This is a genomic window from Chitinophaga sp. ARDCPP14 (assembly GCF_051362515.1).
Lineage (GTDB): Bacteria > Bacteroidota > Bacteroidia > Chitinophagales > Chitinophagaceae > Chitinophaga.
This window is the reverse complement of record NZ_JBKIXB010000003.1, coordinates 59,313-84,397: the sequence shown is the minus strand read 5'-3', so window position 1 is coordinate 84,397 and position 25,085 is coordinate 59,313. Positions and strand designations below refer to the sequence as shown.

The window sequence follows — 25,085 nt, the reverse complement described above, 5'->3', positions numbered from 1 at the left end:
TGATTTAACTGATTATATCTTTTATGATTTTGGGAGATATAAGCAAATATATCCGCTCATATCTCCCAAAATCCTTTAAAATCCAAAGTGATCTAATCCCCTAAATCAATAAAATCACCGTTAATCCTGAGTAAGACAACCTACGCTTAGATCTCCCCTGGCACTCGCTTAGGACATGCTTAATACATGCCTTTGCCATGGGCTAAATACGGAGGTAACGTGGAGGTGACGTGGACTTGATCATGTATCCCGCTCCTGTAGCAGGTATCCGAGGAATTTTTGCATGCCTTGTCGCTTTGCGGGCGTTAACGGATAACTGATATTATGAATATAATAAGTGGTAAGATCGTAGACTGCATAAGGGTTTTCGGCCACTACTGCCGGGATGTTCTGAATACCGATGCCGGTGGCGTTGTTAAATGCGGTGATAAACTCAGCGGACAGTTGTTTATTACTGATCCAGGCGGCGAATACAAATGGCAGGCTGGTAAAGCGCACCCAGTGTTCTGCGAGGTCGTATATATATGGCGAAACGGTGCGTTGTTCCAGGGCGCGGTCGCCGATCACCAAACCAGCGTCAGTTCCCCTGATTTTGTCCTGGTAATCCCCGTTGGTATCTACAAACTCCACACCAAGCTTCCAGTATTCTCGTACCAGTACTTTGAGTAAGGCTACGGAGGTACGGCTCTGGTAATCGAGGTAAATACGTTTTATTTCGTTTAAGGGCACCTCGCTGTATAAACAAACAGATGCCACAGGTCCTTCGGCTCCGATACAATAATCTGCTATGATATGATATTCCTTCAATTTAGGGATAATGGCTACCGGCACCAGTGCTACGTCCACCTCTCCATCTATCAGCTGCTGGGCTATTTTAGCGGGATAATCCATCGATAATTCCATCATTTCCATCACCGGATGATTCCTGAATCCATACAATAAAGGCTTCGTATTCAAATAACTTACAGCCGCAACTTTTACTTTCCGTTCCAATTTCAGTAATTTTGAAGCTGCAAAAGTAATTAAATCCCGGTTAACAAGTTCCAAATGAATAATTGTGGTCCTGTAAATCAGGATTTAGGGAGAACTTGCAGCCATTCAAACATGTTAATAGTAATACTGGAATACATACATTATGCAACTACAACCTTTAACTGCCATTTCTCCGCTGGACGGGCGCTATCGCAAACAACTGGACGAGCTGGCCAATTATTTTTCTGAATTTGCGTTGATCCGTTACCGTGTGATGGTAGAGGTGGAATATTTTATTGCGCTCTCCGAGCAGAAGCTGTTTACGCTGCCGAAAGCCAAGTTCCCCGCCCTGCGTAAAATTTACCAGGAGTTCACCATCGAGAACGCACAACTGATCAAAGACACAGAGAAAATTACCAACCACGACGTAAAGGCAGTTGAATATTTTCTAAAGAATGAATTGAAGAACCTGGGTTTGGAAGACAAACTGGAGTGGGTGCATTTCGGTCTTACTTCACAGGATGTAAACAATACCGCTACCCCGCTGCTGTGGAAAGATGCCATAGAGCACGTGTACATGCCCGCGCTGGCCAATATGATCCTGGAGCTGAAAAAACTTGGCTTATCCTGGATGAAAGTGCCAATGCTGGCACGTACCCACGGTCAGCCAGCCTCGCCCACCATTTTGGGTAAAGAGATCCTGGTGTTCGTGGAACGCCTCGAAGGACAGGTAAACCTGCTGGGACATATTCCTTTCGCTGCAAAGTTTGGCGGCGCCACCGGCAACTTCAACGCGCATCATGTGGCTTTCCCGAAGATCAACTGGGAAAAGTTCGGGGAGAAGTTTGTGAACACCACACTGGGCCTGCAACGTATGAAGTATACCACGCAAATTGAGCATTATGACAACATCTCCGCTCAATTTGATGCACTGAAACGGATCAACACTATTTTGCTGGACTTCTGCCGGGATATATGGACTTATATCTCCATGGATTACTTTAAACAGAAGATTAAGAAAGATGAAGTAGGTTCTTCCGCGATGCCGCATAAAGTAAACCCGATTGATTTTGAAAACGCAGAAGGTAACCTCGGACTGGCTAACGCCCTGTTTGAGCACCTGAGCGCCAAGCTGCCTGTTTCCCGCCTGCAGCGCGACCTCACCGATTCTACTGTATTGCGTAACCTCGGTGTTCCGTTTGGTCACACCTTACTGGCTACCAAATCTATCCAGAAAGGATTAGGTAAACTGATCCTGAATGAAGCTAAACTGAAAGATGACCTGGAAAATAACTGGGCCGTGGTAGCAGAAGCTATTCAAACCGTATTGCGCCGTGAAAATTATCCGCAGCCATATGAAGCCCTGAAAGAGCTGACCCGCGGCGGAGAACAGATCACGCAGAAAAGTATGCATAAATTTGTGGACGGACTGAAGATCAGCGCTGCCCTCAAAAAAGAACTGAAAGCCATCACACCACACAACTACACCGGTTTGTGGTAAGCATAAAAACATAAAAGCTCCGTCTTATAAGACGGAGCTTTTTTTTACTTTCTGACTCCCGAAAGCAACTTACGGTGATCAATGCGTTAGTAGCGTAATAGCCGCGGTTAATCAAACGCTGTCAAATGTGTATTAATTTTTACGCTCCTATCCTTTCTGTTGTTACGGGTATCGCCGTTATCCATCTCTCCTGTTATGTACATAAACTGCCTGCATAGGTCGCGCTGACCAGTGCACCAGATCTTTTCAGAGAAAATGTTTGCTTGTCATCTACCGGGATACCGGGGGGGTATAACAACTCGGGGTAGGTTCTAAAAGCTGTTACAAAGATAGGCAATAACATAGTATGAGAAAATTATCACAGGCGTTTTTTTGTTAATAAGCGGTTAACGCGGATTTTGTCTTGAGCACTGATTACGCTGATTATACTGATTAACTGGATTTTGCTTTTTTTGATTTTTTGATTTCAAAATCATTTGGGGAGATATAAGCGAAAATATCCCCTTATATCTCCCCAAATCATTTAAAATCCAAAGTGATCAATCCTCTAAATCAGTATAATCAGCGTAATCAGTGCTCAAGACAACCTTCGCGCAAAAGGCGTTTGCCTAAAACACGTCCTTCAGGTGTTCCAGCTCGTACGTTTCTCCGGAAAATGTGATCGCAATAATATCAAACCGGATGGCCGGCGGGTTGAGGTTATAATGCAGCAGGTAATCAGTTGCCACACTGCGGATATGTTCTTCCTTGCGGGCGTTCACTGCTTCTTCGGGCCAGCCGAAACGATCTGTGCTGCGTGTTTTTACTTCTATGAAATAAATCTGTTCACTTTTCCGGGCGATGATATCGATTTCCCTCCTGCCGGATTTCCAGTTTACATGCAGGATATCACAATACCGGCGAACATAAGCCTGTGCAATTGACTCGCCCTGTTGCCCCAGGGACAGATGATTGACCATTTGTTATTGGGTTTGGGTTATCACAAACAACTGCCTGAATAATTTACTTCCCGGTGCGGGGGAATTATTTACACTTAACACCTATTTTTGCAGGCATATAAAATTATCGATTCCCTGGTATTTAACAAGTAAAAACAGATTACTATATATGAACTTATTCAGACTGGAAGGAAAAGTACAGCACTACGCATGGGGCGGACACAACTATATTCCTGAGCTGTTGGGAATAGCCCCTTCAAATCAGCCCAGTGCAGAATACTGGATGGGCGCGCATCCCAGCGCACCATCCACTGTTACTACCGCCAGCGGACAACTGCCGCTGAATGAACTGATCGGCCAGGATCCGGCCAACATTACCGGTCCGGCAGTATGGGAACGATTTAAGGAGCTGCCTTTTCTTTTTAAGATCCTGGATGTAAAAGACATGTTATCTATCCAGGTACATCCTACCAAAAGTGAAGCGGAGAAAGGTTTTGCAAGAGAAAATGCTGAAGGCATTCCATTGAGCGCCCCTAACCGTAACTACAAAGACGATAACCATAAACCTGAAATTATGGTGGCCCTGAGTGAGTTCTATCTCCTTCATGGCTTCTTACCGCATGAACAATTGCTGGAAGTGCTGAAAACCGTTCCGGAATTCACTTCACTGGTAAGCATATACGAAAAAGAAGGTTATTATGGCCTGTATAAAAATGTAATGGAAATGCCGCAGTCGCTGGTGAACATCCTTCTCCGCCCGCTGACAGACCGCCTGATCCTTCCTTACAAAGCCAATAAGCTGTCGAAAACCGATCCTGGCTTCTGGGCCGCCCGTGCGGTTTTAAACGATCCTAACAGCAGGGAAAAACTGGATCGTGGTATCTTCTCTATTTACTTCTTTAATATCATGCAGGTGCAACCGGGTGATGCGGTATTCCAGGACGCCGGCATCCCGCACGCTTACCTGGAAGGCCAGAACGTAGAGCTGATGGCCAATTCAGACAATGTACTGCGCGGCGGTCTTACCCCGAAACATGTGGACGTACCGGAACTCCTGAAGCATACCCGTTTTGAGGGCGTGCATCCCAATATCATTAAAGGCGATGTAAGCGCTGATGGCCTGGAGAGAATATATCCTTCCCCGGCGCCGGATTTTGAGGTAAGTAAAATCGATCTCACTGCCGGACAAGTGTATAAACACACCGCCAAAGCCGCGGAAATACTGATTGTAATGAAAGGCAACGCCACCATTAAAGGTGAGGATACACTGGCGCTGCAAAAAGGGCAATGCGCTTTTACCGCCTACGGCGCCACCTACGAGATCAGCACTGACAGCGGAGCGGAGCTGTTCAAGGCAACAGCGGGTATCTGATCGCGGAGGTTGTCTTGAGCACTGATTACGCTGATTATACTGATTTAGGGATTGATCACTTTGGATTTTAAAGGATTAAGGGAGATATAAGCGAATATAGCCGCTCATATCTCCCTTAATTATTATTTAAGAAAATCTAAGAGATCAAAAAAAATCCAAAAGTAAAAATCCAACTAATCAGTATAATCAGCGTAATCAGTGCTCAAGACAACCTCCCCGTCGTCAAATAACGATCACGGTTTTCCCTTTGCCTTTCGCCTGACGGCTCAGGGCTATGGCGGCCGGAACGTCTTCCAGTTTGATTTTATTTTCTACGGGGATGCTGAGTGCACCCCGGTCGATGGCTAATGTCAGGGTATCAAGTGAGGCGGCGCTGCCTTGTGTTTCGAAGTTGCCTCCGCGGATGTTCCGGTCTTTCAGCGCATCTTCCTTTGCTACGAACATGGTGGTGAGGGCTGCGCTGCCTGGTTTCAGCAGATCCAGGTTTGCCTCAAATGCGGCGGCGTTGCTTACCAGGTCGATCAGGCCGTCGAGTCCCTGTGGGAACTTTTCCTTTACCTGGTGCGTTAACGGCGCTTCTTTATAGTTGATGGTGATGGTGGCGCCCAGTTTCTTCATTCTTTCAGCGCCCGCATCGTCCGATACGGTGGCAATTACCTGTAAGCCCTGGGCGGCGGCCAGTTGTACTGCAAATGAGCCAACACCGCCGGTGGCGCCGTTGATCAGCAGCGTATTTCCTTCCTGGAGATCCAGTTTATCCAGTAATTGCTGGGCGGTCATACCGGAGGTAGGCACCGCTGCCGCTTCCACGGCCGACAGGCTGGATGGCGCTTTGGTAAGCCCGGATTTCTCCGGCACAATGGCGTATTCAGCATAGGAGCCTTCACCGATGGGCGAATGAATAAACTGTCCGTATACCTTATCTCCTGCTTTAAACCGGGTAACGCCCTCTCCCACTTCTTCAATGGTACCGGCTCCGTCTACGCCCATGATGAGCGGAAACTGGTGTTTGGTTTTCCCGTCGTCCATAATGCCATCGATCATTTTCCAGTCGAACGGATTCATTCCCGCTGCGGCCACTTTTATCAGCACAGTGCCTGGTCGTACTACGGGTTTCGGCAGGTCCATCACTTCAGGAATGTCTTTGAATTTTGATACGGCTACGGCTTTCATAATTATGTTTTTTTAATGTAGAAAGATGTTTTCATGGTTACAGTCTCGGATCGACCGGTTCGCTCTCCAGCGCTAAAATACCAAATACGCATTGATGTACCGACTGTAAAGGTGCATTATTTACAAACCGGTCGAGCCCTTCGAGGCCCAGTGCGAATTCGCGCAGCGCCAGTGAACGTTTGCCAGATAGCTTGCGGCTGCGCAAACGGTGGAGGTTTTCCGGCGCATCGTATTCAGGACCATAGATAATGCGCAGGTATTCTTTTCCGCGGATCTTTACGGCGGGTTGAATGAGTCCTTTGGCATCGCGGGCAACAAAAACAGATGGCTTGATCACCATGCCTTCGCCACCGGCGGCGGTAAGGTTTTCCCACCAGGTGACTGCTGCTTTTTCACTGGCTTCATTCCCGATTTCCACTTCCAGGAAGGGAGTAGCCAGCAGTAATTGTTCATCGCCGGCGCAGATATTTTTTATGGCAGACAGATGCCATTCATGGTCTTTATCGAAATACGTTTTTCCTTCCGTGGCCATGATATGGAACGGCGCCAGCTTATAATCGTCCAATGACGCCACCGGCCAGCAATATTGGCGGTATGCTTTTACGTAGCTGCTGGTTTGCTTGAGGCGGCGGGAATATTTTTCCAGCAACGCCTGTGCCGGCACGCCCTGTGAAATGGCTTGCTGCAACGCATCTACCACAACGGGCAACGCCTGGCCTGCAGCAGTACCTACGGCGGCATACTGGTTTTGCAGCAATGCCTGCGCCTTTGCGCTCCAGGGCATCAATTCTGTATCCAGGCATACCCAGTCGGTGTTAAAGGTTTCGTAAAAACCGGTGTTGATCAGCGCTGTGTTGATGCGGGCAATGAAGTCCTGTTCTGTTTGTTTATCGCTGAAGAAGCTGCGACCTGTTCTCGTATATACTACTCCGTTACCTTCGCCTGCAATACCGAAACGTTTTACGGCGGTGGCCTCGTCGCGGCAAACTATTACCACAGCGCGGGAACCCATATGTTTCTCTTCACAAATAACTTTTGCTATTCCTGCTTCTCTATAATACTGCAGGCCCTCTGCGGGGTGCTCCAGCATTCCTTCTTCGCGGCTGGTTTCAGCGGGCGACATAGTCGGTGGCAGGTATATAAGCCAACGCGGGTTGATGGCAAAGCGGCTCATTGCTTCCAATGCGGCAATGTTGTTCTCTTCCCGGATGGTAATGCTATGGCTATAGTTTGTTTGCAGTATTTTCTTCCCGATAAAATCTTCTATGTCCAGTACGTTATCATATTGTTGCTCCAGTGTCAGCGCGCTTTCTGTGTTATAGCCTATAGGCCGGGCCGGCGCTGCATACTGTTCTTTTGCCGGTACCGATACCAATATTTTTTCGGGATAGCGCAATGCGGTAAGGGTAGTGCCAAATACGCAACCTGTGTCTATGTCGATGGTATTGTTTAAAAATCTCGCTTCAGGAACCGGTGTGTGGCCATATACCACCATTGCCTTCCCTTTGTATTCCAGCGCCCAGTTATATCTTACCGGCAGGCCGAATTCATCTGTTTCACCGGTGGTTTCCCCATACAAACAAAACTCCCTTACTGCGCCGGAACCGCGCCCCTGCATGCTTTCTTTCAATCCGGCGTGTGCTACTACCAGTTTGCCGTCGTCCAGTACATAATGACTTACAAGGCCATCTAAAAACAGCTTTATTGCCGCGATGAACTCCGGCGATTCGCCAGCCAGTTGGGCCGCCGTTGCTTCGAGGCCATGCCGCAGCTGCACATTTTTTCCATTCAGGTAGCGGAGCAGTTTGGCGTCGTGGTTTCCCGGTACACAAAGCGCGAGGCCATTGTTTACCATGTTCATGACCAACCGCAATACCTGCGGGGATTTCGGGCCGCGATCTACCAGGTCGCCTACAAACACAGGTTTACGGAAACGCGTGTATCCCTCTGCGTTAGTAGTGAGCGGTGCGCTGATCAGGCTGCAGTTTTCTTTATCTACTTCGTAACCCAATGTATCCAGCAAAGTGCAAAGTTCATCGTAGCAGCCGTGTACATCTCCTATGATATCAAAAGGTCCGTGTTCATCTTTCTTATTATTGTAGAGCGGGTTACGGATAACTGTTTCCAGCTGTTCCACTTCTTCCGGTGAGTGCAGTTCAAATATATGCCGGAAACCTTCTTCCCGGAGGTAACGGATACCGCGCCGGAGCTGACTGATCTGCTGCGGAATCACATGCGCACCGAAGTTACGGTCGCTCCGCAGCTGGTTGCGCTCCTGGCATACTTTCTCTGCCATATTAAGCACTATTGCTACCGGCAATACATGATACTCACGGGCCAGCCGCACCCATTCTTTGCGGGTTTCCGGCTGAACATTGGTGGCGTCGATCACGGTAAGCAGCCCCAGTTTCAATCGCTTCGCGGCTATAAACCTGACTACTTCAAAAGCATCGGTAGTAACAGCCTGGTTATTTTCATCATCGCTGATCAAACCGCGGCAAACATCCGACGAAATAATTTCGGTGGGCTTGAAAAAGCGGCGGGCAAAGGTAGACTTGCCGGCGCCTGAAGGGCCGATCAATAATACCAGTGAAAGTTCCGGCAGGGAGATATGTGATAATTGTCTATTTCTTCGGGACATAAAATTCGTCTCTTATGCTGATTAACAGCTTTGCTGCCAGTTCCGGGTCCGGGTGATCCGGAAGATCGGAGGCAGCATACAGCTGTTCCATGTCATTTAATTTTTGGGCAGCCATATCCAGCAATTCCTCATACGTGTATTCACCGTTGCGGATACGAAGCAGGAAATCGCGGTCGTTGCGGTAAACGCGTACTTCTTTGTATAATGCAATTTCTTCTGCCATGGTGAGCAGGCGGAAGGTATGCATCATGTGTTTGCTGTCGTAGTCTGCCCCCAGTTCTTTATTATGCTCATAGCGGGCTTCATTGCGGAGTTCCACCCATTCCCAGTAGGCTGCAAAGTCTTTGCAATATACCGTATAGCCATCTTTGTTAAACTGCATAATCGCCAACGGATCCGGTCCTTTCGGGATGCTGCTGAGTTGTACGTCGTTCGCATCTGCACCGGAGAAAATACCTTTAAAGGTAACGCCGGGTTCAAACTGGCTGGTATGGTACAACGCATAAACATCGCGGAAGTGATCTATCCGTGCGAGCCCGCAGTCACTTTGCAGAAGATCATTTTCGTGCAGCCATTCCCGTAAGGGAATGCTCCGGCTGCCGGCAATCACGTAACAAAACTCGGTGATGTTTTTCCGTTCTGTTCCGTGCGACTGATTGATCTTTTTGTTCAGTCCGCGGGCTTTCTTTATCTGTGTTTTGGCATAGCCTGCAAAGGTTTCCAGGCAAAGCTTTGACAGGAAGTCGCGGGGCTGAATGAGGTTCATCAGCGGATGCCGGAACAACTGGTTGCCGTTGGCGGTACTCAGCAGTTCCAGGATATTGGGATTGTTTTTATCCAGTAGTTCCAGGAAGCGTTTTATTTCAAAATACACTTCGTCGTTGCTTTGATTGGCCACCTGCGGTGTGTAGGTCATCCCATACAGTTCGTGTTGCGGTAATATGAACACGCCTTTGATATCTGTATCTGATGTAGGTACCTGGAGGTTATATGCCCTGCTGCCGCTGATGCATTCCAGCAGGATATATTCCCGTTGTTGTTGCAGTGCTTCAAAAGTCATACGAAATATATTTCCGGAAAAGCGTATCCAGTTCCGCGGTATCGTTTTTTATAGCCGGCAGTTCAGCAGCCTGCATTTTGCAATCTTCCAAAGTATATGCCATCCACTGATGCAATGTTTCATCAGGCGCTACCGTGGCTTGCTCATCTGCGGTGGCTTTTAATTCCAGCAGTTTGTCGATAATGGCCTGGATGCTATCATCTTTGATTAAGGTACGCAGCGGCGCCAATTCCATCGGCGGCACTCCTTTACCGGCAAGGATCCACTGGCAGGCCAGCATAGGGCGCAATACATAAAAGTACTTCTTCAGTTTAATGGCTTCTCCCTGTAATTCGTTGGAGAAAACATTAAAGGCCATAGACAGGTAATGATGACAACCTGAGCGTGGCGAGAAATACTTCCCCATCAGGCTTGTGAGGGTTTGCTTAAAGTCCGTTTCTTCCTTGTAGATGATGGGCGACTGTAACCATTCGTACAGCGGAGCATTGGATTTCAGGAACAGCTGTAATCCTTTGCGGATATCCCAGCCGCTTACGTCCAGTACTTCATCTACCGGTAATTCAATCACATCCCGTGGTTCCGTGATACTCAGGTAGCTATCCCTGTGCCGGGTGTAAATATAGCGCACATCGTAGTCGCTGTCGGGCGATTCAAAGCCCCATGCGCGGCTACCGGATTCGCAGGCATATAATACTTTTACCTGGTGTTGTTGTTCCAGTTCCTCTATCTTCTCTAATATAATGTCTCTCATAATGATCGTTTAAATAATGCCAGCTGGCTGGGTCCTCCCAGTGTTTCATCTGTTTCTCCAAGTGGTCTGAAGGATACAATATAGCCAAATTGTGCGGCTACGCGGTTGGCCCATGTTTCAAATTCTGCGCGCGTCCATTCAAAACGGTGATCGCCGTGCCGGAATGAGCCAGCAGCAAGCTTTTCATACATCATGTTATATTCTGCATTTACAGTGGTCATGATCACATGGGCAGGCCGTGCATATTCAAAAACTACTTTTTCCAGGGCTGACAGGCGGGATTCGTCCAGGTGTTCTATCACTTCCACCAATACGCCGGCATCAAAACCTTCCAGTCGTTTATCCCTGTACGTTAGTGATCCCTGGATGAGTTGTATACGGTTACGCTGCATTTCAGGCAGGCGGTCCAGTTTCAGTTTATCCTGTGCAATTTCCAGTGACCGGTAGCTTACATCCATTCCCAGGATCTTTTTGAACTGTGTTTTTTCCACCAGGAGGCGGAGCAGCTTGCCTTCTCCGCAGCCCATGTCTGCCACGGTGGACACGTTTAGTTCCAGGAGTATATCCCTTACCGTTAGCAGGCGGAGATCGTGCAGTTTCACTTTATCTTTTGCCGGTTTTTCTTCTACCGGTAATACTTCATCCTTCATGATCAGCTCCAGCGCCTGTTTTGCGAGTGGTGCGATATTCCGGAGGTAGCGACGGGTAATGAGTTCTTTGGCAGGATGTGTGTCCAGCCAGCCCTCTCCTTTCTCCATCAGCTTTTCAATTTCATGGCCGCCCACGAAATAATGTTTGTCGTTGTCACAAACCGGCACCAGGATATACAGGTGTCTGAGGATTGTTTTCAGCGGCAATGTGTGGCGGAGTGTTACATTGAAATAGCGACTCTGCCCCCATTCGGGATATTGTTCATCCAGCAGGTGCGATTGTACCGTTACTTCATAGCCCAGTGGCTCAAAGAATTGTCGGAGTAAAGGTTCGCCGCCTTTCACCGGTAACACGGACAGGCCAATTTCAAACGGAATGGCTTCATCTACCAGGTGTGGCTTATCTTTACAACGCCCGTTCATGGCGGTGGCAAAGGCTTGAGAGATGGCGGCGCTCACAAACGACGAGGCCACGTACGGGCGGTCGTTTACATATTGTTCCAGTGCAAAGTCGTGGCCGTTACCGTTTCCACGTACCAGTCTTACAGGATCAATGTCCAGCAGTAAAGCGGCGGTGCAGGCATGGTCGGTTGCTTCCGGGTAAAAGATGTGTGCACTCCCTGTGGTCAGTTCAACGGTTTGTACTTTAGCAGGATGTTTATGCAACAGGTAGCCCAGGTCTGTGGCGGGGTAACGTTTGGTGGTAATAGTTAATAACATCGGTCAACTGCGTTTCTTCACGTAAACATGCATTTTGTAATTATGCTGCCGAAGATATTATTTTTTGTGTGAGAATCATGTTAAAATATTTTGTTATTGCAATTAGTCTACTATATTTGTAGACTTATACTCAAACCTTTAAACTTTCCGGTTATGTCCAGTAAGCCATTACATTTTGACACTTTACAGGTGCACGCGGGTTATCAGCCTGAATCCTCTACCCATGCTGCCGCAGTGCCTATTTACCAAACCACGTCTTATACTTTTGAGAGTGCAGAACATGCGGCGGATCTGTTTCAGTTGAAGCAGTTTGGTAACATTTACACCCGTATTATGAACCCCACCACGGATGTATTTGAGAAGAGAGTGGCGGCACTGGAGGGCGGCGTGGGCGCGCTGGCAGTGGCTTCGGGGCAGGCAGCCCAGTTTATTGCCCTGCATAATATCCTGTTACCGGGAGATAATTTTGTAACTTCTTCCTATTTGTATGGCGGCACTTTTAACCAGTTTAAAGTAAGTTTCAAGCGTATTGGCGTAGAGGCGCGTTTTGCGGATCTTGACAACCCGGAGAGTTTTGAAGCGTTGATTGATGCCAATACAAAAGCGCTTTACGTGGAAACCATCGGTAACCCGGGGTTTGCCATTCCTGATTTTGAAAAGATCAGCGCCATAGCGCGCAAGCACGATATTCCGTTGGTAGTGGATAATACATTTGGCGCAGCGGGTTATCTGGCCCGTCCGCTGGAACACGGCGCCAATGTAGTGGTAGAAGCAGCCACCAAATGGATTGGCGGGCATGGCACCAGTATTGGCGGTATTATTGTCGATGGTGGCAACTATAACTGGGGCAATGGTAAGTTTGTGCAGTTCAGCGAGCCTGATGAGGCGTATCATGGCATGAAATTCTGGGAAGTATTCGGCTCCCACAGCCCGTTTGGCAACATTGCCTACATTATCAGGGCACGTGTGGCCGGCTTGCGCAGCTGGGGACCGGCACTGGCGCCACAAAACTCTTTCCTGTTCCTGCAGGGGCTGGAAACCCTCTCCCTCCGGGTACAGCGAACGGTAGATAATGCACTGGCACTGGCACAGTGGCTGCAAGCGCATCCTCAGGTGGAATCTGTAAACTATCCTGGTTTGCCCGACAACAAATACCATGCACTGGGGAAGAAGTACCTGCAAAACGGCTTTGGCGGTGTATTGAGCTTTAAGATCAAAGGAGGAAAAGAAGTAGCTGATAAATTCGTACAGGCGTTAAAGTTAATTTACCACCTCGCTAATGTAGGCGATTCCAAAACGCTGATCATCCATCCGGCTACTACCACTCATCAGCAGCTAAGCGAGGAAGAACAAAAGAAAGCGGGTGTAGCGCCGGGCGTGCTGCGCATTTCGCTGGGCATTGAACATATCAGTGATATTAAAGGAGATCTTGAACAGGCCTTCCAAACGGTGGCTTAGAAATAGTGATGGTGGCTTTTGTGATGATTCACAGAAGCCACTTTCTAGTCATCGTTTCCTTTGCCCAGCTTGATCTTTACTTTGCCATCCTTTTCCGAAACGGCATGCAGGTGCACCACAATTCCTTTCCTGCTGCGTTTGCGCTTCTCTGCTTTATCGGTAATGGCCGAATCTTTTGCGGGGTTCCTCAATGGAATATCCAGGTTGATATTCGTACCTCCGGTTATTCCGTATACCCCGTTCACATCAATATTGATGGCGCTGGAAGCGATGCGCATCGGTGGAATCAGTATTTTATTTCCCTCCACCTGGAAGGTACTTGACAGGTTATCGATGGTGATACTATCGAGGCGGCGTTTGCGGAAGGCGAAGTTACCAATGTCTGCAAGCGGGCCGAAATTGATGAGGGCACCGTTCTTCAGGTTAAAGTTAATAGTACCGTAGAGCGAATTTTTAGCAAGACTTCCATTATCCAGCACATTACCTTTCAGGTTCACCTTTGCCGATACATTCCCTCTCAGGTTATCTGATTTCAGGGCCGACAAGCCGAAGTTATCAAATGCGTAAAACAGCTGGCTGATGTGCACATTGTTCACCGTGGCGTTTATGTTGAAGTTGTTGTTATTCCCTTGCTGGTGGAGCACCCCGGCCATCTGCATATTTCCGCCTGCATGTTGCAGGGCAATTTGTTTTAACAGTATATCCGTATTCGTTAGCTGTACAGATGCTTTTACATTTTGTGCATTAAAGCGCTGATAGGTAACCTTATCCAGCTGCACCAGCATATTTACATTACTGGAAGCCAGTACTACATCCAGTTGCCGGTTTACCCGGGTCATTTTTGCTTTCTGCTGGGTGCGGGTTGGTTTAACTTTTTGCCGTGGCGCCAGGAAGCTCTTGAACTCATTTAGGTCTACCAGCTGGCTGCGGATATTCCAGGTGAGTTCAATTTTATCCGGCGTAGTAAAATAGAGGTTCAGCAAGTTCTTCACCATGCCGTCCATCTGCAGGTTACTTTTCTGTGTTTGTATATGCACATTTTCCAGCATCAGATCCTGCCCTGTAAAGCGCAGGGTGGCGTTGGCATCATGAAAAGATAAGTTACGCGGCAGATAGGTAAATGCCCCTTGTTTTACCTGTACTACCCCTTGCAGGGACGAAGGCGTGTTATCACTGTTCAGCACGGGCCCGGTGTAGTATAGATCTGCATTGGCGTTGCCGTCTTTGAACAATATCGGGCTTTCCCCTGTCTCGCTGTTCAGGTTGGTCAACGGAAAATCCGACCGGAAATGTCCGTGCAGTAATGGTTGTTTCAGGTTTACCACCCGGATGGTGTCTGCTTTTAGCGGTACACCTGCCAGCGTGGCGCTCAACTGGAAAATATTAACGGCAGAATTTTCATCAGTGTGGCCTTGTCCCGGTAATACTTCGTTATTAAATCTCCCCGTGAAATTACAGTTGGTCCATTCGCCCATTGTAGTTACCATTACATTGTTGGTGGTTTTCCAGGTAATGAGCACTTTGGGGGTGTCCCTGTATTTCATATAACCGTTGAGGTTAGCTTCTGCATCCAGCGGCTTTGTGAGGGTAATGCTGTTTAATTTGGAGCTGATGGCAGGCGGCAGCCAGGTGGCGGCATCATGCAGTAATACCTGGTTGGCATTAATTTTCAACTGGAACGGTGGTGGTTTTTCTCCAAACCCAAACTGCCCGGCAATGAGCACCGGGTGGTCATCTATACGGATTTCCTGTTGTGGTATGTGCAGGATCTTTGTGCGTTTGTTGAAGATCACGGAGAGGTTCAACTGCATTTTTTTATCTTTCAGATAACTTCCTTTAACGGTGTTAAAAGCAAAACTTTTAGACAGGATATCCGATATCATTGTAAACTGGATACTACTGTCGGTGGCGCTCACCTTACCGTCCAGCTGGCGTACATCCAGGTGGAATAGTTTAAACTTCTGCCGGTTATCTATTATAAAACTGATGTTCGTTAACATCAGCTTTTTAATGCTGGCATCTTTTGAGCCGTTGTTTTTCTTTGGTGCCGACTTCCGTTGAAGTACATACGTGTTGGAATAGCCGGTGGTATCTGTATACAGGAAGATGGTACCATCCTGCAGGGTGATTTCATTTACATTTATGTGTTTGCGTAACAGTGATAACGTGTTTACCCGTACGAAAATGTAGTCAACATCCAGCAATGGGTGATGATGCTGCTGAAAGAGGCTGTCTTCCAGCACTACTTTTTTCAGGGCGATAGACACACTGGGAAAGCTCTTCCAGAGGGAAGGTTCCATATCCGCGATGCGGATATTTCCGCTCAGGTGATCATTTAGCTGGGCGGTGATCTGTTTGAGGAAATTGTCTTTATTCGCATGTATGTACCAGGTCATACCCAGGATTAACAGCACCAGGAGTGCTATAAATATACCGCCGGTAATAAGGATGATCCTGAGCCATTTCTTCATGTGGTAAAGGTTTATTTGCTATAACAGCTTGAGCTGCCAAACAGTTCACCAACCCATAAAAACCATGCCTGTTCCGCAGAGTGTAACAGCAGCGCCGCTGATGGCGGCCATATATCTTTCTGTGGCAACGGGTTTCATTAGGGAAAACCCGTAGTATCCCAACAGCACCATGATGATCATGGTGAGGATGGTAAAGAACGTAAAAGTAGCTATCAGCATTACAATGCCGGGTACAGATTGTTGCGCGGCCGGATAAAACAATAACGGCAACAAAGGCTCCGACGGGCCCATTACGAATATTACGAACAGTATCCAGGGCGTTACGCGGATCCTTTTCTGTGGCGCTACATAGGCTTCATTGTGCCGATGCTGATAAACATACATATCGCCGTCGTCATATACATCAAAATGTTTGTGCGGCCTGTTGGCGATGGCTTTATATAATCCCCATATGAGGTAGAAAAGCCCCAATATCAGCAATGCCCATCCCGCAATGCCGCCACGCACTTCTGTGATGGTGGTAAAACGCGACAGCTGCCAGCCCAGTACTACGCCAATCATCCCGATCACGAGTGAGCTCATTACATGTCCGAGGCCGCAGAGGGCCGTCCACCCAATAGTTTTAGCCACCGACCATTTCCGGGTGCGGGAAAAAACGATGAAGGGCACGTAATGATCCGGTCCGGAGGCCGTATGAAGACAGCTGATAGTAACTGCCGTTAGCAATAAACTGTTATCAATAAATGACATACTACATTTTTAAAGAGATAAAAGCTTTGCCAGTTGGTGCTGACATTCAAATAGTTGTTCCCCGCTATGGCCAAGCATTCTTACCATGATGCCATTACCCGCAGTGCGGGTAACGCCGGCCAGGATATGGGGTTGATCTTCCAGGTAACGGTGAAGCCTGTCCGCAGTTTCGTTCAGGAGTACCTTTTCATGGGTATCAAAAAACAGGAAGGTGGCCTGGTGGGTATATTCTTCCATCCATCCCATTGCATCAAAGCTGGTAACGCCGGGTTGCATCAGGAGGTTATCCCTTAACAACAGCTGCTCCCCCAAAAATACCTGTGTGATGCTGTGCAGTTTTGTAAACAGGAATATTTCCCCGTTTAGTTTCCGGCCGCAGGTAATGATTTCTCCCCATATAAGACGGCAGTCATTTGCCAGGTGCAGGTTTGCCGTGCCGGTGTAGGCAGCCTTTTCATGCGGCACCAGGGGGTGCGGTAAAAAGGTGAAGGTGCTCCCTGTTTGCAGTCGTACGCACATTTCCTGTGTAGCGCCGGTTTCCATGTTAAACAGCCGCTGGTAGGCCTGCGTTTGCAGGTGCAGGGCGGTGCCTGCGGTTACGGTAATATCTAACTGGTAATGATCTTTATCCAGCATCCCCGGCGAAGAGCTCATCATCATGAGGCGCAATACCGGGTCGCTGCGTTCCTCCCGCACGTTGGCCACTTTAAAAGGCCGCGTGCAGTAGCATTCCTTCAGGTAAGTGCTGCTGTCCCTTTTGCCTGTCAATATCTTCAGTTCACTGATCATGTTAAGAGGTTGGGCACGGCGCTGTCTTCCAGTAATGCATATCTTTTAATCCAGTTAATTACGTCTTGCAGCCCGGTACCGCTCATGAGGTCAGTGAACACGAAAGGTTGTCCTACTCTCATTTTGCGGGCATCCCTTTCCATTACGCCGAGGTCGGCGTGTACATAAGGGGCGAGGTCAATTTTATTAATCACGAGCAGGTTCGAGCGGGTAATACCAGGACCTCCTTTACGGGGAATCTTATCCCCTTCCGCTACGTCTATCACAAAAATGGTGACATCTGCCAGGTCGGGACTGAAGGTAGCGGACAGGTTATCGCCGCCGCTTTCAATAAAGATGATTTCAATATCGGGGAAGCGGCGTACCATTTCTTCCACGGCTTCCAGGTTCATGCTGGCATCTTCACGGATGGCGGTATGTGGGCAGCCACCGGTTTCCACGCCAATGATCCTCTCTGCCGGCAGCAGGCTGTTTTTCGTGAGGAATTCCGCATCTTCCTTCGTATAAATATCGTTGGTGATGACGGCTACCTGGTAGTGTTGCGCCATTTGCCTTGTTAACCGCTCAATGAGGGCTGTTTTGCCGGAACCTACCGGACCGGCCACTCCTACTTTTATGTATTCTCTGCTCATTGTATGAATAATTATTGTTACGACATATACAACCGGCTGTACAGGCGTTCGTGCTGCATACTGCGGATATCAAATGCCGCGTTGCAAAGGCCGAGCAATGATCTGTCGGGTTGTATCGTTACTGCTGTCAGTTCTTTTAGTAGATGTTGCAGGTCAAAGATGATATCCTGTCCGTCCATTTGCCCAAGGGGCACGAGCTTTACGCAGTTGGTCACCATTCCCATGGCGGCGTTGTAATAGAACGCATACAACGCGGACGACAATGGAATGCCGGTGAGGTGGGCGTATATACCAAACACCAGGCAGTAGTGCGGGCTGTTACCTGCGGCTGTTTCATACTGCGTTACCAGGTCGCTGGTGTACCTGCGGCTAAAAATGCGGGTAAGTCTTGCGCCTAGCTTCTGGCTGGCTTCCCGGAGTTCGCGCGGCGCTTTTACGGCAGTGCACAGGTGGTGCAGCTCCAGCAATTCGTTCACATTATTTTGTGTAGCTGCGGTGTAGGCCAGGCTCATAAATGCAGCATCGTTGTAGCGGATATTATTCTGCAGCATATTGCGCACAAAGGTAGCCGCAGTGGCGGCGCTGTTGACCAGCCCCTGTTGCACAAAGGTTTCCAGCCCTGCAGAATGTGTGTAGCCGCCGATTGGCAATGTGCTGTCTGCCAGGTGTAGTAAGCTGCCGAGATAATGCTGTTCCATATGCTCTATTTTGACGCCAGTTCCAGGATCTTCTCAAAAAATGAAGGGCCGCTGTTTCCATGCGTGTGTGGTTGTACGTTAGTACGCAGGATGTGCAGTAACTTGCGCCGTTCTTTTACCACCGGGTACCCGGCCGCATGGAGCCAGCGATACAGCGGCTCCTCTGCGGGAATCAGCAGCTGCTCCTCTTCGAGGAAAAGCGGCAGGTGTTTGTTGCCGATTTCGTAGCACACCTTTGCCATTTCGGCCATGTTCCGCGGGCGGATCACAATAGCTTCACAGGGAAGGATGTCTACCACGATCATCAGGTCGTTGTCCTGGTAGAGGATATCATTTTGTTGCAGTTGCTGCCCTTCCTTTGTAAACTTCAATGCCACTTCACGGCCGCCGGCAGTGAGTTTTCGCTGAATGCGCCGCGAGGTTTCAAACCATTCCAGCGGCAGCAGGTCGGTTTCTTTACTGCTGCGTGTATGCGTATCCGTATTTCCTATAATTTCCCTTACCAACATATCTCTTCCGGATTAAAATAAAAAATAACGCTGTGCGAGCGACAGTTCCTTTAACGGTTCGCAGGTAATTTTTTCGCCGTCTACCCGTACTTCGTATGTTTCCGGATTTACGGTGATATCCGGTGTTTTATCGTTATGAATAAGATCTTTTTTGGAGATGTTACGGCAGTTGCTCACCGGCAACAATTGTTTCTGTAAACCGTATTCTTCTTTAATGCCTTTCTCTAACGATAACGCAGATACGAATAATACGCTGGTGTGCAGCAGTGCTTTTCCGTGTGCGCCAAACATGTGGCGGTAAATTACCGGCTGCGGTGTTGGAATGGACGCATTGGGATCGCCCATGCGGCTGGCATTGATCATGCCGCCTTTGATGATCATTTCCGGCTTCACGCCGAAGAAGGCGGGTTTCCACAGCACGAGATCCGCCATCTTACCGGGTTCCAGGGAACCGATATGCGTGGAGATGCCGTGTGCGATAGCCGGGTTGATGGTGTATTTGGCGATGTATCTTTTCACGCGGAAGTTATCATTCCCGTTGTTCTTATCTTCTTCCAGTGCGCCGCGTTGTTTCTTCATTTTATCGGCGGTTTGCCAGGTGCGGATGATCACTTCCCCGATACGGCCCATTGCCTGTGAGTCGGAGCTCATGATGCTGAATACGCCCATGTCGTGCAGGATATCTTCTGCAGCGATGGTTTCCGGGCGAATGCGGGAATCTGCGAAGGCCACATCTTCCGGTACTTTTTTATCCAGGTGATGGCATACCATCAGCATGTCGAGATGTTCATCGATGGTATTTACCGTATAAGGGCGGGTGGGATTGGTAGATGCAGGCAATACATTAGGGAAGGAGGCGGCGCGGATGATATCCGGTGCATGGCCGCCGCCGGCGCCTTCTGTGTGGAAGGTATGTATTACACGGCCGTTGATGGCGTTGAGTGTATCTTCCAGGAAGCCGGCTTCATTCAGCGTATCCGTGTGGATGGCGATCTGCACGTCCAGTTCGTCGGCTACTTTCAGGGAAGCATCTATTACGGCCGGCGTAGCGCCCCAGTCTTCATGAATTTTCAGCCCCAGCGCGCCTGCAGCTATCTGTTCCACCAATGGCTCTGTGGTAGCACAATTCCCTTTACCAAAGAAGCCGAGGTTTACGGGGTATGCTTCTGCCGCCTGCAACATGCGCTGGATGTTCCATTTTCCCGGTGTTACCGTAGTGGCGCTGGTGCCATCCGCCGGACCGGTACCGCCGCCTATCAGGGTGGTTACTCCGCTGAAGAGGGCATGATCCACCTGTTGCGGACAAATAAAGTGAATGTGCGTATCAATACCGCCGGCGGTGGCGATGAGGTTAGCGCCATTGTGTACTTCAGTGGATGCGCCGATGATGAGCTGCGGATGTACGCCGTCCATCGTGTCGGGATTACCTGCCTGTCCTACTGCAACGATCTTACCGTCTTTAATCCCTATATCTCCCTTCACAATACCCCAGTGATCGATGATCATCACGTTGGTGATTACAAAATCGAGCACGCCTTCGCTACGCAGTGCGGTGGCCGATTGCGCCATACCGTCTCTCACGCTTTTACCGCCGCCGAATTTGCTTTCATCGCCGTATACATTGTAATCCTTTTCTATTTCGATGATGAGGTCTGTATCTGCCAGCCGTACGCGATCGCCGGTGGTAGGGCCATACATATTTACATATTTTGTTTTGCTGATGGACAGGCTCATAGTTGCTCGGATTTAAAATTGAGGGAAGCTGCTTTGGCTATGGCTGCGGCTTTCACAGCAGGATCGGTGGTATCGCCGTTTACAAGGTTATTGATACCGATCACTTTCCGGGCGCCGCCCAGCTCCACCAGTTCCACTTCCTTGGCTTCTCCCGGCTCAAAGCGTACAGCATTGCCAGAAGGTATATTGAGCCGCATACCGAATGCGGCCTCCCTTGGGAAAGACATCATGCGGTTTACTTCAAAAAAGTGGCAATGGGAGCCTATCTGCACCGGTCTGTCACCGGTGTTCACCACGCTTACCCTGACCGTTTTCCGGCCGGCATTGGCAATGATATCTTCCTTCTTTAAAAAATATTCTCCGGGGATCATGGTTGTAAGATTTAGTACTGGTTAACGGATAGGATCATGTACGGTGACCAGTTTGGTACCGTCGGGAAAAGTAGCTTCGATCTGAACTTCGTGGATCATTTCGGGTATGCCTTCCATCACATCTTCGCGGGTAAGAATGGTAGCGCCATAGTGCATGAGCGCTGCCACGGTATTGCCGTCGCGTGCCGCTTCCATTAAGCGGCTGCTGATAAGGGCGATGGCTTCCGGGTAGTTAAGGCGCAGTCCTCGTGCTTTTCTTTTCTCGGCCAGTTCACCGGCCAGGTGCAGTAGTAATTTCTCGGTTTCCCGTGCAGTCAGGTGCATATGAATAGATTGTTGTATAAAAACTTATTTCCGGGAGATTGGCTGGTGTATGAAAGGAGTGGTAAAGTACGATTTTTCCGCGGATTTTGTCTTACTCAGGATTACGCTGATTTTACTGATTTTTTTGATTTGAACATTTTGGATTTTAAAGGATTTGGGGAGATATAGGCGGATTTTGTCTTTCCCGCTGATTACACTGATTTTACTGATTAAGGGATTTGAACACTTTGGATTTTAAATGATTCGGGGAGATGTAAGCGGATATTTTCGCTTATATCTCCCCAAATCTTTTAAAAAAATAATCAGTAAAATCAGCGTAATCAGCGGGAAAGACAAAATCCGCATATCCGCTTATATCTCCCCAAATCCTTTAAAATCCAAAATGTTCAAATCAAAAAAATCAATAAAATCAGCGTAATCCTGAGTAAGACAAAATTCGCTTAATGCGCGGCGTTGGCTATTTTACCAAATCTGGTGCGTACGGCATCGAGTTCTCCGCGTTTCATTTTTGATGTTTTTTCGAGGATGCCAACGAAGTAATCCACTTCTTCTTTCTGGGCGGGACAGCCTACGTTCTGCAGTTTGCCGGTGGGGCTTTTCATGCGGCTGTCGGCCAGCAGTTCACCGTTGGTGTTTAATACCAGCCAGAACGGAATGCCTTCCTGATCGCCGTGATATTTTGCCAGCAGATCTGCGCCACCGGGGTTTTCCAGCGATTTGTTGGCGCCGTTTTCCAGCACGGTGATATGACGGATTTCGTAATTGTTGTCGAATGCTTTTTTCACGCTGGCATCATTCATGGCAGTATCCATTTTATGGCACCAGCCACACCAGGATGCGTGAAAGATGACGATCACTTTTTTATTGGCTTTGGCTGCCTGCGCGCAGGCATCTTTTACTACCTGGTCGGCGGCGGGTGGCGCCTGTTGCGCTTTTACGGCCGAGAAAGTGAGCGCGGAAAATACGAATGTTAAAGAGAGCACTAAAGAACGCATGGGTGATTGGTTTTCTCAAATATAATAAATTTCGCGTCGGGATCGCCTCCGGCGATGCGGAAATTGTCTTGGCTCAGGATTACGCTGATTTTACTGATTAGTTTGATTTTTACTTTTGGATTTTTTTTTGGATTTTCAGATTTATATAAAAATTAAAAGGAGATATAAACGAATATATCCGCTTATATCTCCCAAAATCATATAAAATCCAAAGTGATCAATCCCCTTAATCAATATAATCAGCGTAATCCTGAGTAAGACAACCTACGCTTTAATCATCGAGTTTGAGTACCGCCAGGAACGCTTCCTGTGGTATTTCCACGTTGCCTATCTGGCGCATGCGTTTCTTACCTTCTTTTTGTTTCTCGAGTAATTTACGTTTACGGGAGATGTCACCGCCATAACATTTTGCGGTTACGTCTTTACGCATAGCGCTGATGTTTTCGCGGGCAACGATCTTGGCGCCGATGGCTGCCTGGATGGCGATCAGGAATTGCTGACGTGGCAGCAGTTCTTTCAGTTTTTCGGTGAGTTTACGGCCAAACTCCTGTGCGCGGCTTCTGTGGATCAGGGCACTGAGTGCATCCACTTTTTCGTTGTTCAGGAGGATATCCATTTTCACGATATCACTGTCGCGGAATCCGATTGGTGTGTAGTCGAAGGAGGCGTATCCACGTGTCTGACTTTTCAGTTTATCATAAAAGTCGAATACGATTTCCGTTAATGGTATTTCAAACATCAGTTCCACGCGGGTGGTGGTCAGATAGCTTTGATTCAGGAGGTTACCGCGTTTGCCGAGACACAGGGTCATGATGTTACCAATATATTCCGGCTTGGTGATGATCTGTGCGCGGATGAAAGGTTCCTCGATCCTGTCCAGCTTGGTAGGATCGGGCATTTCGCTCGGGTTGTTTACGATGATCACGCCATCGCGGGTAGTGTGTGCAATGAAGCTTACGTTGGGAACCGTGGTGATAACGGTTTGATTGAATTCCCTTTCGAGGCGTTCCTGGATGATTTCCATGTGGAGCATGCCGAGGAATCCGCAACGGAAGCCAAAACCCAGTGCCTGCGAGGTTTCCAGCTCATAGGTGAGGGAAGCATCGTTCAGCTGCAGTTTGTCCATGCACTCACGCAGCTCTTCGAAATCTTCTGTATTTACAGGATAGATACCGGCGAATACCATTGGTTTTACCTCCTGGAAGCCGTTGATACCTTCTAAGCAAGGGTTATTGGATAAGGTGATGGTATCCCCTACTTTCACTTCCTTAGCGCTTTTGATACCGGTAATAATATACCCTACATCCCCGGTGAATACTTCCTTGCGGGGATCGAGTCCAAGTTTCAGGATGCCTACTTCATCTGCAAAATATTCTTCTCCGCTGTTAAAGAACCGGATCTTATCTCCTTTTTTGATGGAGCCGTTGAACACGCGGAAATATGCGATGATACCACGGAAGGAGTTAAACACGCTATCGAAGATAAGTGCCTGTAACGGCGCTTCATTACTGCCTTTGGGAGCGGGAATACGGTTTACGATGGCTTCCAGGATTTCTTCAATGCCGATACCGGTTTTACCGGAGGCAAGCAGGATATCTTCTCCTTTTACACCGATGAGTTCTATGATCTGGTCTTTCACTTCTTCGATCATGGCGCCCTGCATATCAATTTTATTGATAACGGGGATGATTTCGAGGTCGTTTTCCAGTGCCAGGTAAAGATTTGAGATAGTTTGCGCCTGGATACCCTGTGCGGCGTCTACCAGGAGGAGGGCTCCTTCGCAGGCGGCAAGGGCGCGGGATACTTCGTAGGAGAAGTCCACGTGGCCGGGGGTATCGATCAGGTTAAAGATATATTTTTCACCATTTTTTGCCGTGTAATCCATCTGAATGGCGTGGCTCTTGATGGTGATACCTTTCTCACGTTCAAGATCCATGTCGTCCAGCACCTGTGCCTGCATGTCGCGGTCGGAAATAGTATGTGTAAACTCCAGTAAACGGTCTGCCAGGGTACTTTTACCGTGGTCAATATGGGCAATGATACAAAAATTGCGAATATTCTTCATATGTTTTTTTGCTATTCCGTGTCCTGCTGCAATGTACTGCATCGGACCTTTTCAGCCGGCAAAGGTATTGAAATTAGTTCATTAGTTAATGCGTTTAGTAATTATGTTTTGTTATTTGGTTTTTAAGGAGATAGAAAGGATGGCGCGGGCTTTTTTTGATATATTAATATATAAAGCTCAACTTTATAGACATAAGGGAAAAATGAGGGTGTTAACCCGTATTATTAAATTTAAAACTCACCGCACATGGAACTAACCAGTCAGTTTGAAGAGGCAGTAGCAGCCAGTAAAACCCTGCCGGAGAAACCGTCCAATGAAATTTTGCTGCAGTTGTATGCTTTGTACAAACAGGGAACAACCGGCGACGTGGATAACGACGGTCCTTCCAACCCATTTGATTTTGTGGCGAAAGCCAAGCACGAAGCGTGGGCGGAGTTGAAAGGTAAAACGAAGGATGCGGCGATGCAGGAATATGTGGACCTGGTAAAGAAACTGAAAGGGGGCAATTAGC

General features: G+C 48.2%; 22 protein-coding genes. 4 read left to right on the top strand and 18 right to left on the bottom strand.

The features are described 5' to 3' along the window. Window positions 1-240: 240 nt before the first annotated feature. Window positions 241-993: a menaquinone biosynthetic enzyme MqnA/MqnD family protein gene (locus tag ACLHR0_RS09370; protein ID WP_436486096.1), complete on the bottom strand. Its 753-nt coding sequence runs from the start codon at window positions 991-993 to the stop codon at window positions 241-243. A gap of 142 nt (window positions 994-1,135) precedes the next feature. On the opposite strand from ACLHR0_RS09370, the gene purB reads away from it, so the two are divergent. Further along, complete coding sequence (gene purB, locus ACLHR0_RS09365) at window positions 1,136-2,473, top strand: adenylosuccinate lyase (protein WP_429047934.1); 1,338 nt, start codon at window positions 1,136-1,138, stop codon at window positions 2,471-2,473. Between the two features lie 608 nt (window positions 2,474-3,081). Here the strand turns inward: purB and ACLHR0_RS09360 are convergent. After that, the gene (locus tag ACLHR0_RS09360; protein WP_429047932.1) at window positions 3,082-3,432 is read right to left on the bottom strand and encodes a YraN family protein; all 351 of its coding nucleotides are present in this window, start codon (window positions 3,430-3,432) and stop codon (window positions 3,082-3,084) included. A 148-nt stretch (window positions 3,433-3,580) separates the two neighbouring features. On the opposite strand from ACLHR0_RS09360, the gene manA reads away from it, so the two are divergent. Continuing rightward, complete coding sequence (gene manA / locus ACLHR0_RS09355) at window positions 3,581-4,783, top strand: mannose-6-phosphate isomerase, class I (RefSeq protein WP_436486093.1); 1,203 nt, start codon at window positions 3,581-3,583, stop codon at window positions 4,781-4,783. 222 nt (window positions 4,784-5,005) lie between these two features. Here manA and ACLHR0_RS09350 read toward each other — a convergent pair whose 3' ends face one another. From ACLHR0_RS09350 to ACLHR0_RS09330, 5 genes are read right to left on the bottom strand one after another with little or no spacing between them, the layout of a single operon-like run. Next, a complete protein-coding gene (locus ACLHR0_RS09350; protein ID WP_436486091.1) occupies window positions 5,006-5,956 on the bottom strand; it encodes an NADP-dependent oxidoreductase in 951 nt (316 codons plus the stop codon). 37 nt (window positions 5,957-5,993) lie between these two features. Further along, window positions 5,994-8,597, bottom strand: a complete 2,604-nt coding sequence (locus ACLHR0_RS09345; RefSeq protein WP_436486089.1) for a polynucleotide kinase-phosphatase — start codon at window positions 8,595-8,597, stop codon at window positions 5,994-5,996. Next, entirely contained in the window at window positions 8,581-9,657 is a 1,077-nt protein-coding gene (locus ACLHR0_RS09340; protein ID WP_436486087.1) for a DNA polymerase beta superfamily protein, read from the bottom strand. The genes ACLHR0_RS09345 and ACLHR0_RS09340 overlap by 17 nt, the downstream gene beginning before the upstream one ends. Beyond that, window positions 9,647-10,408, bottom strand: coding sequence for a nucleotidyltransferase domain-containing protein (locus ACLHR0_RS09335; protein WP_429064666.1), 762 nt, complete (start codon window positions 10,406-10,408; stop codon window positions 9,647-9,649). The genes ACLHR0_RS09340 and ACLHR0_RS09335 overlap by 11 nt, the downstream gene beginning before the upstream one ends. Beyond that, window positions 10,405-11,778: a 3' terminal RNA ribose 2'-O-methyltransferase Hen1 gene (locus ACLHR0_RS09330; RefSeq protein WP_436486085.1), complete on the bottom strand. Its 1,374-nt coding sequence runs from the start codon at window positions 11,776-11,778 to the stop codon at window positions 10,405-10,407. The genes ACLHR0_RS09335 and ACLHR0_RS09330 overlap by 4 nt, the downstream gene beginning before the upstream one ends. 153 nt (window positions 11,779-11,931) lie before the next feature. On the opposite strand from ACLHR0_RS09330, the gene ACLHR0_RS09325 reads away from it, so the two are divergent. Then, window positions 11,932-13,236: an O-acetylhomoserine aminocarboxypropyltransferase/cysteine synthase family protein gene (locus ACLHR0_RS09325; RefSeq protein ID WP_429047921.1), complete on the top strand. Its 1,305-nt coding sequence runs from the start codon at window positions 11,932-11,934 to the stop codon at window positions 13,234-13,236. Between the two features lie 44 nt (window positions 13,237-13,280). On the opposite strand, the gene ACLHR0_RS09320 is transcribed toward ACLHR0_RS09325, so the two are convergent. From ACLHR0_RS09320 to lepA, 11 genes are all read right to left on the bottom strand, one after another. Then, entirely contained in the window at window positions 13,281-15,707 is a 2,427-nt protein-coding gene (locus ACLHR0_RS09320) for an AsmA family protein (protein ID WP_436486083.1), read from the bottom strand. Window positions 15,708-15,752: 45 nt separating this feature from the next. After that, entirely contained in the window at window positions 15,753-16,457 is a 705-nt protein-coding gene (locus tag ACLHR0_RS09315) for a hypothetical protein (protein ID WP_436486081.1), read from the bottom strand. A gap of 9 nt (window positions 16,458-16,466) precedes the next feature. Then, the gene (locus ACLHR0_RS09310; protein WP_436486079.1) at window positions 16,467-17,246 is read right to left on the bottom strand and encodes an urease accessory protein UreD; all 780 of its coding nucleotides are present in this window, start codon (window positions 17,244-17,246) and stop codon (window positions 16,467-16,469) included. Continuing rightward, window positions 17,243-17,878 (bottom strand): urease accessory protein UreG, encoded by a 636-nt coding sequence (ureG, locus tag ACLHR0_RS09305; protein WP_370913451.1) that lies wholly within the window; start codon window positions 17,876-17,878, stop codon window positions 17,243-17,245. The genes ACLHR0_RS09310 and ureG overlap by 4 nt, the downstream gene beginning before the upstream one ends. A gap of 17 nt (window positions 17,879-17,895) precedes the next feature. After that, on the bottom strand, window positions 17,896-18,576 hold the full coding sequence (locus ACLHR0_RS09300; RefSeq protein WP_436486076.1) for an urease accessory protein UreF: 681 nt from the start codon (window positions 18,574-18,576) through the stop codon (window positions 17,896-17,898). Window positions 18,577-18,581: 5 nt separating this feature from the next. Next, on the bottom strand, window positions 18,582-19,085 hold the full coding sequence (gene ureE / locus ACLHR0_RS09295) for an urease accessory protein UreE (protein ID WP_370913449.1): 504 nt from the start codon (window positions 19,083-19,085) through the stop codon (window positions 18,582-18,584). 12 nt (window positions 19,086-19,097) lie between these two features. Next, window positions 19,098-20,819, bottom strand: a complete 1,722-nt coding sequence (gene ureC / locus ACLHR0_RS09290) for an urease subunit alpha (RefSeq protein ID WP_436486074.1) — start codon at window positions 20,817-20,819, stop codon at window positions 19,098-19,100. Continuing rightward, window positions 20,816-21,190, bottom strand: a complete 375-nt coding sequence (ureB, locus tag ACLHR0_RS09285) for an urease subunit beta (RefSeq protein WP_336388574.1) — start codon at window positions 21,188-21,190, stop codon at window positions 20,816-20,818. The genes ureC and ureB overlap by 4 nt, the downstream gene beginning before the upstream one ends. 21 nt (window positions 21,191-21,211) lie before the next feature. Further along, window positions 21,212-21,514 (bottom strand): urease subunit gamma, encoded by a 303-nt coding sequence (ureA, locus tag ACLHR0_RS09280; protein WP_370913447.1) that lies wholly within the window; start codon window positions 21,512-21,514, stop codon window positions 21,212-21,214. Window positions 21,515-21,954: 440 nt separating this feature from the next. Beyond that, a complete protein-coding gene (locus ACLHR0_RS09275; protein ID WP_370913446.1) occupies window positions 21,955-22,509 on the bottom strand; it encodes a thioredoxin family protein in 555 nt (184 codons plus the stop codon). 271 nt (window positions 22,510-22,780) lie between these two features. Then, a complete protein-coding gene (lepA, locus tag ACLHR0_RS09270; protein WP_436486071.1) occupies window positions 22,781-24,574 on the bottom strand; it encodes a translation elongation factor 4 in 1,794 nt (597 codons plus the stop codon). 246 nt (window positions 24,575-24,820) lie between these two features. Between lepA and ACLHR0_RS09265 the strand changes: the two genes are divergently transcribed. Next, window positions 24,821-25,084, top strand: a complete 264-nt coding sequence (locus ACLHR0_RS09265; protein WP_079471849.1) for an acyl-CoA-binding protein — start codon at window positions 24,821-24,823, stop codon at window positions 25,082-25,084. The last annotated feature ends 1 nt before the right edge of the window (window position 25,085 follow it).

Excerpts from the sequence above, each read along its gene's own strand:
- ACLHR0_RS09315 (WP_436486081.1), bottom strand. The coding sequence starts at position 16,457 with ATGTCATTTATTGATAACAGTTTATTGCTAACGGCAGTTACTATCAGC.
- ureB (WP_336388574.1), bottom strand. The coding sequence starts at position 21,190 with ATGATCCCCGGAGAATATTTTTTAAAGAAGGAAGATATCATTGCCAAT.
- ACLHR0_RS09340 (WP_436486087.1), bottom strand. The coding sequence starts at position 9,657 with ATGACTTTTGAAGCACTGCAACAACAACGGGAATATATCCTGCTGGAA.
- manA (WP_436486093.1), top strand. The coding sequence starts at position 3,581 with ATGAACTTATTCAGACTGGAAGGAAAAGTACAGCACTACGCATGGGGC.
- ACLHR0_RS09345 (WP_436486089.1), bottom strand. The coding sequence starts at position 8,597 with ATGTCCCGAAGAAATAGACAATTATCACATATCTCCCTGCCGGAACTT.
- ACLHR0_RS09350 (WP_436486091.1), bottom strand. The coding sequence starts at position 5,956 with ATGAAAGCCGTAGCCGTATCAAAATTCAAAGACATTCCTGAAGTGATG.
- purB (WP_429047934.1), top strand. The coding sequence starts at position 1,136 with ATGCAACTACAACCTTTAACTGCCATTTCTCCGCTGGACGGGCGCTAT.
- lepA (WP_436486071.1), bottom strand. The coding sequence starts at position 24,574 with ATGAAGAATATTCGCAATTTTTGTATCATTGCCCATATTGACCACGGT.
- ACLHR0_RS09265 (WP_079471849.1), top strand. The coding sequence starts at position 24,821 with ATGGAACTAACCAGTCAGTTTGAAGAGGCAGTAGCAGCCAGTAAAACC.
- ACLHR0_RS09325 (WP_429047921.1), top strand. The coding sequence starts at position 11,932 with ATGTCCAGTAAGCCATTACATTTTGACACTTTACAGGTGCACGCGGGT.
- ACLHR0_RS09330 (WP_436486085.1), bottom strand. The coding sequence starts at position 11,778 with ATGTTATTAACTATTACCACCAAACGTTACCCCGCCACAGACCTGGGC.
- ureC (WP_436486074.1), bottom strand. The coding sequence starts at position 20,819 with ATGAGCCTGTCCATCAGCAAAACAAAATATGTAAATATGTATGGCCCT.
- ACLHR0_RS09310 (WP_436486079.1), bottom strand. The coding sequence starts at position 17,246 with ATGATCAGTGAACTGAAGATATTGACAGGCAAAAGGGACAGCAGCACT.
- ACLHR0_RS09335 (WP_429064666.1), bottom strand. The coding sequence starts at position 10,408 with ATGAGAGACATTATATTAGAGAAGATAGAGGAACTGGAACAACAACAC.
- ureE (WP_370913449.1), bottom strand. The coding sequence starts at position 19,085 with ATGTTGGTAAGGGAAATTATAGGAAATACGGATACGCATACACGCAGC.
- ACLHR0_RS09300 (WP_436486076.1), bottom strand. The coding sequence starts at position 18,576 with ATGGAACAGCATTATCTCGGCAGCTTACTACACCTGGCAGACAGCACA.
- ACLHR0_RS09320 (WP_436486083.1), bottom strand. The coding sequence starts at position 15,707 with ATGAAGAAATGGCTCAGGATCATCCTTATTACCGGCGGTATATTTATA.
- ACLHR0_RS09360 (WP_429047932.1), bottom strand. The coding sequence starts at position 3,432 with ATGGTCAATCATCTGTCCCTGGGGCAACAGGGCGAGTCAATTGCACAG.
- ureA (WP_370913447.1), bottom strand. The coding sequence starts at position 21,514 with ATGCACCTGACTGCACGGGAAACCGAGAAATTACTACTGCACCTGGCC.
- ACLHR0_RS09275 (WP_370913446.1), bottom strand. The coding sequence starts at position 22,509 with ATGCGTTCTTTAGTGCTCTCTTTAACATTCGTATTTTCCGCGCTCACT.
- ureG (WP_370913451.1), bottom strand. The coding sequence starts at position 17,878 with ATGAGCAGAGAATACATAAAAGTAGGAGTGGCCGGTCCGGTAGGTTCC.